Here is a 12,169-nt window from a genome sequence, read left to right on the forward strand (position 1 = left end):
AGAACGCAACGTTGCGTTGCGTTTCGGCGTTGTGGTTCGGCGTTGTGTTTCGTCGATGGGGGAGGACGGACAGATGAGGTCTCATGCGCATGGCGGCGCCGGCGGGGTGACGGCGCCCACCTGGTCGGCTCCGGTCCCGGGGGCGCGTGCGGTGTCGGAGGCGGTGTCGGAGGCGGGTGCGGTCTCCGGGCCCGCTTCGGCGGGTGCGGCGGCTTCGGGGGTGGTGCCGGCGGTGGTGACGTGGGGGCTGCTGGCGGCCTGGGCCGTGCACGACGCCGAGGAGCTGGTCACGATGCCCGGCTGGGCCGGGCGGGCCGGCCCCAGGCTCCGGCGGCGTTTCCCGGGCGTCCCGTGGGAACGGCTGGACGTGTCACGGGCGCACACGACCGTGGCGATCGGGCTCATGGGCGGGGCCGTGGCGGCGCTGTCGGCCGCGGGGGCGCGCACCGGTGGGCGGAGTCCGGCGTTCCAGGCTGCGCTGACAGCCTTCGGGCTGCACGGCGTCGTCCATCTGGCGCAGGCGGCGGTCACCCGCGGCTACACGCCCGGCGCGGTGACCGCGCCGCTCGTCGTGATCCCGTTCACGGTGTGGGCGCGGCGGCGGCTGCGCGAGGCCGGGGTGCCGGCCCCGCCCCGCGGCTCGTCGGCCGTGGGCGCACTGGCCGTACCGCTGCTCCTGGCGGGCGTCCACGCGGCGGCCCACGCCGTCACCCGCCGCCGGGACCGGGGCGGCCGGCCCACCTCGCGTCCCCGCGACCGCTGGTACTGAGAACGGGCCCAGGCCGGCACCGAGAACGGGTTCAGGCGCCTCGTTCAGGCGCCTCTGACGACCGACGCGAACGCCTCCGCCATGGGGCGCCAGACCGACACCAGCTTGTCCTCCGCCGCCCGGACCGCCGCGACCAGCTCCTCCGCCCCCTCCGGCGGCGACGACCCGGCCCACGACGCGAAGATGTCAGGCGTGGCCTCCGGGTGGAACTGCACCGCCCAGGCCCTCTCCCCCAACCGGTACGCCTGGTTGGGGTACCGGGAGCCGGTCATGAGCGGCACCGCCCCGTCCGGCAGCCGGGACATCACGTCCTGGTGGTACTGGATCGCGACCGCCGTGCCGATCCCGGCCATCAGCCGGTCCGAGGCGGCCTCGGGCAGCGCGGTCACCTCGCAGAGCCCCACCTCCAGCCCTTCGCCGCCGCGCTCGACGGTCCCGCCGCAGGCCATCGTCATGAGCTGGGCCCCGAGGCAGATGCCGAGAGTGGGAGTGCCGTCGAGGACGGAGCGGCGCAGCAGCTCACGGGTGGCCGGCAGCCAGGGACAGCGCTCGTCCTCCCAGGCGGCGGCCTCGCCGCCGAGCACGACCAGCCCGTCGGCGGCCCGCTCGGGCACCTCCTCGCCCCGGTACGGCCGGACGACGTCGCAGGCCGGGCCGAGCCACCCGGCCAGGTAGCCGAGCCCCGCCTCGGCCTCGTGCTCGATCACGGTGATCCGCATACCGCGTAATTTATCCGGCTTTTTCGCCCAAGGTTTCCTCATCGGTGCCGTACGGGAGGAGACGACAGGTCCCCGGGCGTACCGGAGCGAGAGATCTGTCCCTAGGATCCCGTCCATGAGGGTGGACGAGGTCGGCGGGCTGCGGCTCGCCAGGTTCGGGGACGGTCCGCGGGTGGTCATCGCGGTGCACGGGATCACCGCGTCGCTCATGGCGTGGGCGGCGGTGGGGCGGCGGCTGCCGGACGGCTGGTCGCTGGTGGCGATGGACCTGCGCGGCCGTGGGCACAGCGCCGGGCTGCCCGGGCCGTACGGGCTGCCCAGGCACGCCGAGGACGTGCTGCGCGTCGCCGACCACGTGGGCGCGGAAAGCGGCGCGGTGCTGACGGGGCACTCCATGGGCGCGTACGTGGCGGCGCTGGCGGCGGCCCGGCGGGAGTTCGCCCGGGTCGTGCTGGTGGACGGCGGCCTGCCGCTGCCGCTCCCGGCCGGCACCGACCCGGACGCGGCGTTGGCGGCCACGCTCGGCCCCGGGCTCGCCCGGCTGTCCCGCACCTTCGCCACGCCGGAGGACTACGTGGCCTTCTTCCGGTCGCACCCGGCCTTCGTGAACGCCTGGAACGACGACGTCGAGGCGTACGTCCGCTACGACCTGACCGGGCCGCCGGGGGCGCTGCGCTCACGCGCCGCCCAGGAGGCGGTGCGCGAGGACGGCCGCTGGCTGCTGACGGAGGCGGAGGAGATCGGCGCCGCGCTGACCTCGATCACGGCCCCCGTCTCGCTGCTGCGGGCGCCGCGCGGGCTGCTCGACCAGGAGACGGGCATGCTGCCGGACGAGCTGGCCGCCGCCTGGACGGCCCGGCTGCCGCTCCTGGAGGACGAGGTGGTGGCCGACTGCAACCACTACACGATCCTGTTCGACGAGCGCTGCGCGTCGCTGGTCGCCGCCCGCCTCACCGGCTGAGCCCCGCACGGGTCCCGGGATGCCAACGGCCCCGGAACCTCGTGGGTTCCGGGGCCGGGAAGCCGACGTCGTCAGGCCGTCAGCGGGGAGCGATCCAGGTGGCGCGGGCGGCGGCGACCAGCGTGCCGTCCACTTCGTAGATCGCGCTCTCGCCGAACAGCTTGCGACCCTCACGGCCGGTGGCGCGGGCCACGGCGGAGTAGGCGCCGCCCGGGTACACGCGCCGGTGGATCTGCAGGGTGAGCCGGCCGAGCAGCGCCGACTCGCCGGGCTGGAAGTGCGCCCAGCCCGTGATGCAGTCGAGCACCGCGCCCACGATCGAGCCGGGAACGCCGTCCTCGTCGGCCACCGTGTGCGGGACCCGCCAGCCGGCGGCCACCACGTCCTTGCCCTCCACGGGACCCGGGAAGACGCGCAGGCCGTCGCCGGGCTCACGCAGGCCGCAGGCGAAGCACTCGGGGAAGGCGTGACCCTTCCAGCCCGCGAAGCCGGCCTCGGCCCGCGCCGCGTCCTTGAACGGGACGAACTCGGGGGCGTCGAGGTCCTGCGCGACCGGGATGGCCTCGACGAGCAGCCGGTCGCCGTCGGAGAGGGTGACGGTGTTGGCGACGTGCTCCAGCCGCAGCTCGGTTTCCAGCGGGGTGGGGGCATGGAGGGTGACTTCGACGGCTGAGCGGTTGTCGTTGAACGCGTCCGCCATGGTTCCGGCTATCCAGCCGCCGTTGGCGACGCCCACCGGTCCCCGGAAACGCTGGGGAACGGTCAACACGGTCTGCAGGGCAGCCGTCGTCATGCCTCACCCTCCCATATCGCTCTGACGAGCGAAAATCCGAAACTTCAAATAAAGCAGGCCGATATTACCGGAGATCCGGACGGCCCGTGTCGGCAGGGATGGCTGTCCACCAGCCTGCACCAGGGTCTAACACTCCGGACCCACCAGAACCTTCCCGCTCAGCCGTACCGAAGTGCGACGCGCCCGCGGCGCGGCTCCTGGGAGGGCTCCTGGGGGTGGCGGAAAAGCCGTACCCGTAAGATACGGGCGCTAAATTGCACGCATGTGTCTTCGGCGTGAGAAGTGATGCTGATCACTCCGCGAAGCTCTCTCGCATCCCCGGGCGCGGGGACTCCGTCGAGCCCTCCGGGAGAGGCTCGCCCGTCTCCAACAGCGTCTTGAGGCTGGACAGGATCTGCGGCCATCCCCCGCTGACCGCCTCCAGCACGGGGCTCCCCGGCTCGAACCCGTCGTGCACGACCGTCAGCCTGACCTGCCGCCCGGCCTGCTCGATCTCGAACGTCACCCTGGACCGCCGCTCCCCCGACACCCGCGCCAGCCACTCCTCGCCGAACCCGTACCTGTGCGCGAACTCCGGCGTGAACGTGTGCCAGGTGTACGACAGCCGCCGGTAGGGCTCGGCCTCCAGCACCACCTGCTCCGGGTCCTCGAACGTCATCCCGTCCTGCTCCCAGACCATCGCCGACCCGGTACGCCAGTCGGTGCCGAAGGTGGCGCCCCAGTAGCGGCGGGTGAAGGCGGGATCGGTGAGCGCCTGCCAGAGCCGTTCCGGCGTCGTGTCGATGTAGGTGGTGTAGACGAACTCGGGCCTGTCCATGGGGCTCTCCTCCAGGGCGGTCTTGAGGTCGGCGAGCGCACGCGCCCGCTCGCGGTCGTACCGGCGGATCCAGCGGTCGGCGATGGCGTTGACGGGCTCGGCGTTGAGGTAGTGCAGCTTCTCCCGGCCGCGTCTGACGGTGCTGACCAGGTTCGCGGCCTCCAGCACGGCCAGGTGCTTGCTGACCGACTGCCGGGCCATGTCCAGCCCGGCGCAGAGCTCGCGCAGGGTCTGCCCGTCGCGGGCGTTCAGGCTGTCGAGCAGCCGCCGGCGACTGGCGTCGGCCAGCGCCTTGAACACGTCGTCCATCGTCACCGTCCTGAATAGGCAGCCATTTGGCTGCCTATTCAGGCTAGCCGATGACGTACGCGCACACCAGTGCCACGGAGCAGCCCCGCGCTCCGCTCAGGCAGAGGGGCTCCACGCCTCCCGCGGCAGGCTCATCGTGACCGACGTCCACCACTCGTCGCCGACGAGGATGCTCCGCGGATACACCCGGCCGGCCCGGAACCCGAGCCGTTCGTAGATCCGCCTGGCCGAGCCGTTGTGCGCGTAGACGCCCAGCTCCACCCGCTCGACGGCGGGGTCCGCGAACGCCACGCCGAGAGCGGCCTCCACCATGGCCGCCCCGCGCCCCCGGCCCCGCGCGGCCGGGGCCACCAGCACCATGCCGAGCCGCACGGACGCGCCGCCCGGCTCCCCCCGCAGGCCGACATGGCCGACCAGGCTCCCGTCGGGGTCGGTCGCGACCAGGAGGCGGCGGGCGGGATCGGAGGCTCGCAGGTCGAGCAGCTGCCGGCCGTCGAACGGCCAGGTGAACCCCGTCTTGCCGGACCAGGCGACCAGCGCCTCTGGGCCGTCGATCCACGACGCCACGACGGGGGCGTCGTCCGGTTCGAGCGCGCGCACACGTATCACCGGCCCATGGCTATCGGACCACTCGTTTCCCGGTCAAAGACGGCGTCCTCACCAAGGACGACTTCCAGCTCCCCGGAAAAGCATCATGCTTGCACCATGGATGCCACCTTGCAGGTCAGAGGGCTGGACGCGGAAGTGGCCGCCGAGCTGAAGACAGCCCCGGACACGATCAGGGGACGACTGGAGGCGCTTCGGTCGCTCGGGGGCGGGGCGAGCCACGACGACGTCGTCACCGAGATACGGAAGATCCGCGAGTCGTGATCGTCATCGACAGTTCAGCGCTCGTCGAAGCCCGCCGACGACGGCGACTTGCCTCCGACTTCGCGACACGGAGTAATGACACGGCTACGATCAGCCCATGGGCAGCTACGTCCGAACCGTTCGCGAGTACATGCGCCGGCGACCATCCCCCATCTGGACGGAACTGCCGCTTGCGGGCGAACCACTCGCGGAGATCGTCCTTTTCGGCAATGGAAAGGATGCCGATGTCATGGTGGAGCTGCTCGACGGGCGGCGCTTCGTCCTGGGTCTGGGCGACGCCCTGCGAGTTCACGGGTGTCCCGGACTGGAAACCGAGGTGACCAGTTGGGATGACCGTTCGCTGGTCATGCGGTATTCCGGCAAGAACTTGAAGGTGGCTGCCATGCGGCTCGGAGTTCCGGGCCAGGATGACGCGGAAAGGCTCGCAGCTGATCTTCATGAGTGGCTGGCCACGGACGGTGCTGACGACCTGCTCTGGGCGGCGTCCATCGAGATCGAGGTCGCGCCCGTCCCTCAAGCCGCGGACTGAGCCTTTCCCACCCTCTGGCGAGCTTCCCGGCACGGCTGCCCGGCCTTGGGGGTTCGCGGAGCGGCCTCTCCCCCGGCCGGCGTCGCGGGGGTGGGGGGGGCGGGCGGGCCCCCCCCCCGGGGGGCAGGGGGGGGGGCCCCCCCCGGGGGGGGGGGGGGGGGCCCCCCCCCCCCCCCCCCCCGGGGGGGGCGGGGGGGGCCCCCCCCCCCTGGGCGGCGCGCCTGAGCGTCCCACGCGCGAAGCGCGCCCTCCCGTGAAGACCTCGCCCCGCCGCCCTACAGCACCGGCAGGTACCGGTCCAGCTCGAACTCCGTCACCTGCCGCCGGAAGTCACGCCACTCCGCCCGCTTGTTGCGCAGGAAGTGATGAGGTGTCGACCCGACCCCTGGAACAGCTCTCACCAACCCCGCTGACTTGCCGCGGAACCGTCACCTTTGAGGAATGTCTGTCGTCGTTGGCCTACCCCGGACGGCCCAGAAGCGGCCCCGACGATGCGCCCTGATGCCCGGCGCCTCGCGGAGAGGAACTGCACCTCCGGTGCGGTGTCGTAGACGTCCGGCCTGCAGATGATGGCGCTCACGAATCGGCCGTGAGCGCCATCATCACATGGTGGTACGACCTCGGGGGACTGCGGAGACCAGCGCCGCAGACCTTACTCACCGCCCATAGCACAGGCTGCAAGTGAGCACCGAAACGCCCCTCTTGAGGGATCCAGCAAAACCTCAATGCGTGCATTGAAAGGCTGGCTCTCCCCCGAAGGAAGGGCTAACCTGCTGTCATCTTGTAGACCCCAAGCACTAGCGATACCGCTAGTGCGATGGCGATCAGCAAGGTGCAGAGATGGACGGTGCGGGCTCGGCTACCAATCGCAGCCCGCACCGTCTTTCCGACTTCAGTCGTGAATAATGTTCGCCAATCAGGATCTTCGCCTGGCACGAACCGGTTCCTTTCTGTGGGGCCGAATTACCTGGGGCAAAGCTAGAGCTTGATCACGATATGCGCCAGTCTCGGCTGATGCCCTTCGTATATAAGGATTCATCCAGGGGATAGAGGCTTGTCCCTCCGGGACGCAAATAACCCCCCCAAGAAGGACTCAGCGTCGAGGGCCGACATGTCGAGCCTCGACACTCTTTTAGACTGCACTTGCTCGCGTCTTCGGAAGGGAGTGATCGTGCACCTCGATGATGACATCGATGCGCTACGCACGCGGGTCCAGATTGCCCGCAATGCGTCCGATTTATCACGAGACGTGATGAATGCCCTAAACTCTGCCCACGAGATCCGAGTGGGCGCAATAGAGATACATCGTGGCAAATTTCCGATTGCCTTGCGGCATTACGCCATAGTCCGCTTCGACGAGGCATTGGAAGTCCAGGAAGAAAACATCATCGATTCAGACGGCAAAACGAAAGTTCGCCAGCGCACCGTTGCTGTAACGACAGAAGAAACAGTTCACGCATGGGAGGTGCAAGGCTTCCTGCCAGATGTAGCCGAAATGTCGGGCTTCTGGGTATATGAAGATCCAAAAATGGCTGCGTCTCGCATGGCATATCTTCTCATGACACTTCTTGACAAAAAGCCAGGCGACGACCACGAGGACGAGGTAGATTTATCGAAATTGCTCCTGGACGTGATGTCATCCAAGGCCATAGGCGTGAGCGGTAAGCGAGTAATTCCAAGGGCGCCACGAGATGACGTCGACAAGAAACACGAAAACAAAAAGGCGCTAGAAACTAGAGCCATAGAAGCCAGAGCCACGAGAGCATCCACAGACCTACGAAAGCAGATAGCATTGGATCTCTATCTCTCTGGCGAGAAGAACATCCGCCGAATTAGCAAACTGACGGGTTTGGCTCGTGACACGATATATAAGTTATTGAAAGCCAAGAACCTCATCAAAGCGCCCGCGGTCGCTGACATGAGCCAGGGGCCACAGGTAACCAGCTAAGGCACACCAGGGGCATCAGGTGCTGACTGCCCTGGGCATGAATTGCCCAGAAAGCAAGCTAGGAAAGCCAACCCACACCAGGCGGATAGATTTTCTACCGCAAGACTGTATGGTCTTCACTCCAACACCATGAGCCACAGCAAGACAATCTCCCCGGACTATCTTATGATCCATGCGCAGAGATGACTCGGAGGAAAGCGTCTGTCAGCGACTCGCAGATGTCTGCCAACAGATCTACGATGCCCTAGCGGACGGCATAAAGACAGCGGCGTACTTTCACGAGACCGCACAGTGGGATCACAAGGATGACCCACATCTATATTTCCATTTGATCCGTCGCTCTGCGATCGAATACCTGAAGCAACTGGCTCCTAGCGTTGAAGATGACGATAATCGCCGTCCACCCATGAGCGGCCTGATAATACAGCAGCCAGAGGACCTCATTAGGGTGTGGCACACCGCTGCACTACGAATCCCGAAGCCGGATACGCATTCGAAGCGGGATTTCGTCAAACAACCACCTTCAGGACAATTACCGCTCTTCAGCGTGCCCGACTTATCTAGATTTAGAAGCTCACACTCGAACCTGAATCATGTGATCATTCAATGGACGAACAACGATCACATGATCACCCGCTACGATCTTGTTCGACCAGTGAACATCAAAAGAGGCGCAGTGACAGTCGAATGGAGGAGGCCTTTGCTTAGTGACTATGGGTTAATTTAGCAACGAATCCATGACAGTGAAGCATCTTCAGCGGGCGTTGAGTGCATTAAGCACACACCGCTTCACTCACTGGACGCGAATGTCAGTAGAGGAACGTCATAGAGCTTCGGGTCTCGAAGCCTCATCATCGTCGGTGCCATGACTTCCACAACAAGCATCTCGGTTAGAAATTGCACCCCAGCCGATAGCAGATGACTGGTGTGTCCCACTGCAGAGCGCTCCTTGAGCCCGAGCATGGTGTGAATATGAGGCAGAACTCCACCACTTTCAGGATCCGTGGCGATGATCCCGTACCCCATAGCTTCGGCGTTTGCGAGATACACTCTTGACCACACCGAAGCGTCAGGGTTTTCGCGCTTCTCGCAGGTTCCGACTATCTCGGCTTCGGCGAAGCCTGCCAGAAACATGGGGATGTGCCCTTGCCGGATCTTGTGGTCACGGCAGAACGCCGCCAAGGCGTTCATGAAGTCGTCCCCGTGGTCGGAGCACAGCCACGCCCAATGAGCTCCAGGTATGCGGCCAGCGCGCGCAGTCGCCGCCCAGGGTCGTCCGCCTCGATGACGGAGTGTGTGTCCACGTGCCACATGCCCGCGCCCCGGACCCAGTTCGCGATATGGCTTGCTCGCCCCCAAGGACGAAGCCCTCGACACTGGCGTACGACGGATCGTCGCAGATCTTGACGTGGATTCCTGTTGCTTCCATCAGGGCGATGGACAGGAAGAGCAGGATGCGCTCGTGGTGGGGTGAACCGTGGACGGCGCCGCGTGGAATGCAGAACATCCGGGTGGAAGCCCGATGTCCCGTGGTGCTCCGAACCGCTCGCAGATAGGCGTACTTGTGGTCGAACAACAACCGCGTGCATGCCTCTTCGCCTCGTTGCTCGCGCGTACAGAAGACAGGGAGTTGGGGGAGCGTCGTCAGGTTCCGCAGGATGTGCCGTGCGCAGAAGTCGGAGCCCAGCCACATGTGCGAGACGCTCCCGAGGTCGGGGGCCGCCTCCCTGCTGACTGCTGATGCGCTGAGCTTCTCGTAGGCGGCAAGCTCCTCGTGCGAGGCAGAAAGTTTTTGATCGTCCGCCTGCAGGCCGTCGTCCAGACTGGCCGCGGCCCACAGCAGGCCGTACGTGAAGTCGTCCAGTTCGTAGGCGCCGGGGATGGCCACGCTGCCGCTGTCGGGCGAGTTCGCGAGCCGGCGCCGCGCCTCCTAGGCGTCCAGCGCGAAGAACCTGGGTTGGCCGGCCGCCTTGTCGACGCCGATCACGAGACCGCGGCTCGTGGCGCGCGAGAACTCCGTCAACCTCGGAACGTTCGTCAGGGTCGTCATGGCGCGGCCGGCGGTCGTGCTCGCCTGGTGGAACTGCATCCGCATGACCGCCCCTTCCATGGCGCGGCCGTCGGGAGGCAAGGCTGTGAGGTCCACGCCGTAATCGGGCGAGGGGCGTGAAAGCCTGAGATCGGGCCATTGGGACTTGGCGAGTGCTGCAAAGCCGAATAGGTCGTCCGAAACGCCGATGGTCGGGAGCGAAGACGGCGACAATCCCACGCCTACCTGTGTGAGCAACGCGGCGGTAGTCCCAACAAGAAACGTCCGCCTATCGAGTTTTGCCCACACTTGTCCCTCCTCGTCCACGTAGAACGACAGTCTTTCGGGGCCGGCCACGTCGTGCGATGGCACTTCGATGGCATTTCGCTATTGGAAGCCAAGCTGATCAAAGGAGCGCCCAGTCAGCGCCTCTAGAGGCCCGCTGGTACGCGGGGCACGGACGGCTTACCTATCCGTCCTCCCAGCGGGCGACCAACCGGGCATCGCAGGCCAGGCCATGCTCGCCGATGGTCTCGGCAATGGCCACCACCGCACGCGCCGCTCACCAAGCTGCTGCTCTTCACCCGAAAGGACGGCGGCCCGGTCAGGCGGAGCGACTTCAACGTGTACGTCTGGAAGCCGGCGCTCGTGGCAGCCGGCGTCATCCCGGAGCCTGAGAGCGGCCGGCGCCACCAGGCCGCCCGCGAGCACGGCATGCACGCGGTGCGGCACTTCTACGCCTCGGTCCTGCTGGACGCCGGCGAGAGCGTCAAGGCCGTCAGCCAGTACCTCGGCCACGGCGATCCGGGCTTCACTCTCAGGGCCTACACGCACCTGATGCCGAGCAGCGAGGGGCGGACCCGCCGTGCCGTCGACAAGGTCTAGGAGGCCGCGGAATCGCAGTCCGACGGCCCACAGACGGCCCAGAGCCCGTAAGACGGCGTGAGGCCAACGGTGCAACACCGTTGGCCTCACAGCCTCGATCAGGAAGAAACGGCCTCTGACCAGCGCTTACAGCACCGGCAGGTACCGGTCCAGCTCGAACTCCGTGACCTGCCGACGGAAGTCGCGCCACTCCGCCCGCTTGTTGCGCAGGAAGAAGTCGAAGACGTGCTCGCCCAGCGTCTCGGCCACCAGCTCGCTCTGCTCCATGACGGCGATGGCCTCGTCGAGCGACTGCGGCAGCGGCCGGATGCCGAGGGCGCGGCGCTCGGCGCTGGTGAGGGTCCAGACGTTGTCCTCGGCGGCGGGCGGGAGCTCGTATCCCTGCTCGATGCCCTTGAGGCCGGCGGCGAGGACGAGGGCGAAGGCGAGGTACGGGTTGCAGGCGGAGTCCAGCGAGCGGAACTCGATCCGCGTCGAGCCGCCCTTGTGCGGCTTGTACATGGGCACCCGGACCAGGGCCGAGCGGTTGTTGTGGCCCCAGCAGATGTAGGAGGGGGCCTCGCCGCCCTGGCCGGCGATGGCCTCGGCGCCGCCCCAGAGCCGCTTGTACGAGTTGACCCACTGGTTGGTGATGGCGGTGATCTCGGCGGCGTGCCTGAGCAGGCCGGCGATGAACGAGCGGCCCACCTTGGACAGCTGGTAGTCGGCGCCGGCCTCGTAGAAGGCGTTGCGGTCGCCCTCGAACAGCGACATGTGGGTGTGCATGCCGGAGCCGGGGTGCTCGGTGAACGGCTTGGGCATGAAGGACGCCCAGATGCCCTGCTCCAGCGCCACCTCCTTCATGACCAGGCGGAACGTCATGATGTTGTCGGCCGTGGTGAGCGCGTCGGCGTAGCGCAGGTCGATCTCCTGCTGGCCGGGGGCGCCCTCGTGGTGGCTGAACTCGACGGAGATGCCCATCGACTCCAGCATCATGATCGCCTGGCGGCGGAAGTCGTGGCCGGAGCTGTGCGGGGTGTGGTCGAAGTAGCCGCCGGAGTCGATCGGCTCGGGCCGCCGGCCGGGCTCGGGGCGGCTCTTGAGCAGGAAGAACTCGATCTCGGGGTGGGTGTAGAAGGTGAACCCCATGTCGGCGCACTTGGCGAGCGTGCGCTTGAGCACCCACCGCGGGTCGGCGTGGGAGGGCGAGCCGTCGGGCATGAGGATGTCGCAGAAGATGCGGCCCGCTCCGGGCGTCTCGCTGCGCCACGGCAGGATCTGGAACGTCGCCGGGTCGGGCTTGGCCAGCATGTCGGCCTCGTACACGCGGGCGAAGCCCTCGATGGCCGACCCGTCGAAGCCGATGCCCTCGGCGAAGGCGCCCTCCAGCTCGGCCGGCGCGATGGCCACGGACTTGAGGAAGCCGAGGACGTCGGTGAACCAGAGCCGGATGAACCGGATGTCGCGTTCCTCGAGTGTGCGGAGCACGAACTCCTGCTGGCGGTCCAAGGCATCCCCTCATGAAGACAGTCAGTCATCGTGTCCCTACCAGCATGCCGTG

The 12,169-nt window shown here is 67.3% G+C and carries 15 protein-coding genes; 6 read left to right on the top strand and 9 right to left on the bottom strand.

Annotation, left to right across the window (positions count from 1 at the left end):
• The first annotated feature begins 73 nt into the window (after positions 1–73).
• The gene (locus ACIBG4_RS04045; protein WP_397200552.1) at positions 74–769 is read left to right on the top strand and encodes an HXXEE domain-containing protein; all 696 of its coding nucleotides are present in this window, start codon (positions 74–76) and stop codon (positions 767–769) included.
• A gap of 44 nt (positions 770–813) precedes the next feature.
• Here ACIBG4_RS04045 and ACIBG4_RS04050 read toward each other — a convergent pair whose 3' ends face one another.
• Positions 814–1,488 (bottom strand): type 1 glutamine amidotransferase, encoded by a 675-nt coding sequence (locus tag ACIBG4_RS04050; protein ID WP_397200553.1) that lies wholly within the window; start codon positions 1,486–1,488, stop codon positions 814–816.
• Positions 1,489–1,603: 115 nt separating this feature from the next.
• Between ACIBG4_RS04050 and ACIBG4_RS04055 the strand changes: the two genes are divergently transcribed.
• Complete coding sequence (locus ACIBG4_RS04055) at positions 1,604–2,449, top strand: alpha/beta fold hydrolase (RefSeq protein ID WP_397200554.1); 846 nt, start codon at positions 1,604–1,606, stop codon at positions 2,447–2,449.
• A 79-nt stretch (positions 2,450–2,528) separates the two neighbouring features.
• On the opposite strand, the gene ACIBG4_RS04060 is transcribed toward ACIBG4_RS04055, so the two are convergent.
• From ACIBG4_RS04060 to ACIBG4_RS04070, 3 genes are all read right to left on the bottom strand, one after another.
• Positions 2,529–3,242, bottom strand: coding sequence for a PaaI family thioesterase (locus ACIBG4_RS04060; RefSeq protein ID WP_397200555.1), 714 nt, complete (start codon positions 3,240–3,242; stop codon positions 2,529–2,531).
• Between the two features lie 292 nt (positions 3,243–3,534).
• Positions 3,535–4,368, bottom strand: a complete 834-nt coding sequence (locus ACIBG4_RS04065; RefSeq protein WP_397200556.1) for an ArsR/SmtB family transcription factor — start codon at positions 4,366–4,368, stop codon at positions 3,535–3,537.
• Positions 4,369–4,464: 96 nt separating this feature from the next.
• Positions 4,465–4,977 (bottom strand): GNAT family N-acetyltransferase, encoded by a 513-nt coding sequence (locus ACIBG4_RS04070; RefSeq protein WP_397200557.1) that lies wholly within the window; start codon positions 4,975–4,977, stop codon positions 4,465–4,467.
• 96 nt (positions 4,978–5,073) lie between these two features.
• On the opposite strand from ACIBG4_RS04070, the gene ACIBG4_RS04075 reads away from it, so the two are divergent.
• Positions 5,074–5,238 carry a hypothetical protein gene (locus ACIBG4_RS04075; RefSeq protein ID WP_397200558.1) on the top strand — a complete coding sequence of 55 codons (165 nt, stop codon included), beginning with the start codon at positions 5,074–5,076 and terminating at the stop codon, positions 5,236–5,238.
• A gap of 97 nt (positions 5,239–5,335) precedes the next feature.
• Positions 5,336–5,767, top strand: a complete 432-nt coding sequence (locus tag ACIBG4_RS04080; RefSeq protein ID WP_397200559.1) for a hypothetical protein — start codon at positions 5,336–5,338, stop codon at positions 5,765–5,767.
• Positions 5,768–6,042: 275 nt separating this feature from the next.
• On the opposite strand, the gene ACIBG4_RS04085 is transcribed toward ACIBG4_RS04080, so the two are convergent.
• Positions 6,043–6,168 (bottom strand): hypothetical protein, encoded by a 126-nt coding sequence (locus tag ACIBG4_RS04085; RefSeq protein ID WP_397200560.1) that lies wholly within the window; start codon positions 6,166–6,168, stop codon positions 6,043–6,045.
• 770 nt (positions 6,169–6,938) lie between these two features.
• On the opposite strand from ACIBG4_RS04085, the gene ACIBG4_RS04090 reads away from it, so the two are divergent.
• Positions 6,939–7,715, top strand: coding sequence for a hypothetical protein (locus tag ACIBG4_RS04090; RefSeq protein ID WP_397200561.1), 777 nt, complete (start codon positions 6,939–6,941; stop codon positions 7,713–7,715).
• Positions 7,716–8,504: 789 nt separating this feature from the next.
• On the opposite strand, the gene ACIBG4_RS04095 is transcribed toward ACIBG4_RS04090, so the two are convergent.
• The 3 genes from ACIBG4_RS04095 to ACIBG4_RS04105 are packed head-to-tail and all read right to left on the bottom strand — an operon-like array spanning position 8,505 to position 10,101.
• On the bottom strand, positions 8,505–8,906 hold the full coding sequence (locus ACIBG4_RS04095; protein ID WP_397200562.1) for a DUF296 domain-containing protein: 402 nt from the start codon (positions 8,904–8,906) through the stop codon (positions 8,505–8,507).
• Positions 8,878–9,603, bottom strand: coding sequence for a hypothetical protein (locus tag ACIBG4_RS04100; RefSeq protein WP_397200563.1), 726 nt, complete (start codon positions 9,601–9,603; stop codon positions 8,878–8,880). The genes ACIBG4_RS04095 and ACIBG4_RS04100 overlap by 29 nt, the downstream gene beginning before the upstream one ends.
• Before the next feature lie 42 nt (positions 9,604–9,645).
• On the bottom strand, positions 9,646–10,101 hold the full coding sequence (locus tag ACIBG4_RS04105) for a hypothetical protein (RefSeq protein ID WP_397200564.1): 456 nt from the start codon (positions 10,099–10,101) through the stop codon (positions 9,646–9,648).
• A gap of 216 nt (positions 10,102–10,317) precedes the next feature.
• Between ACIBG4_RS04105 and ACIBG4_RS04110 the strand changes: the two genes are divergently transcribed.
• The gene (locus tag ACIBG4_RS04110; protein WP_397200697.1) at positions 10,318–10,629 is read left to right on the top strand and encodes a tyrosine-type recombinase/integrase; all 312 of its coding nucleotides are present in this window, start codon (positions 10,318–10,320) and stop codon (positions 10,627–10,629) included.
• 126 nt (positions 10,630–10,755) lie between these two features.
• On the opposite strand, the gene glnA is transcribed toward ACIBG4_RS04110, so the two are convergent.
• The gene (gene glnA, locus ACIBG4_RS04115; RefSeq protein WP_310715178.1) at positions 10,756–12,117 is read right to left on the bottom strand and encodes a type I glutamate--ammonia ligase; all 1,362 of its coding nucleotides are present in this window, start codon (positions 12,115–12,117) and stop codon (positions 10,756–10,758) included.
• Positions 12,118–12,169: the final 52 nt, after the last annotated feature.

It is taken from the genome of Nonomuraea sp. NPDC050383, from assembly GCF_044459125.1.
GTDB lineage: Bacteria > Actinomycetota > Actinomycetes > Streptosporangiales > Streptosporangiaceae > Nonomuraea.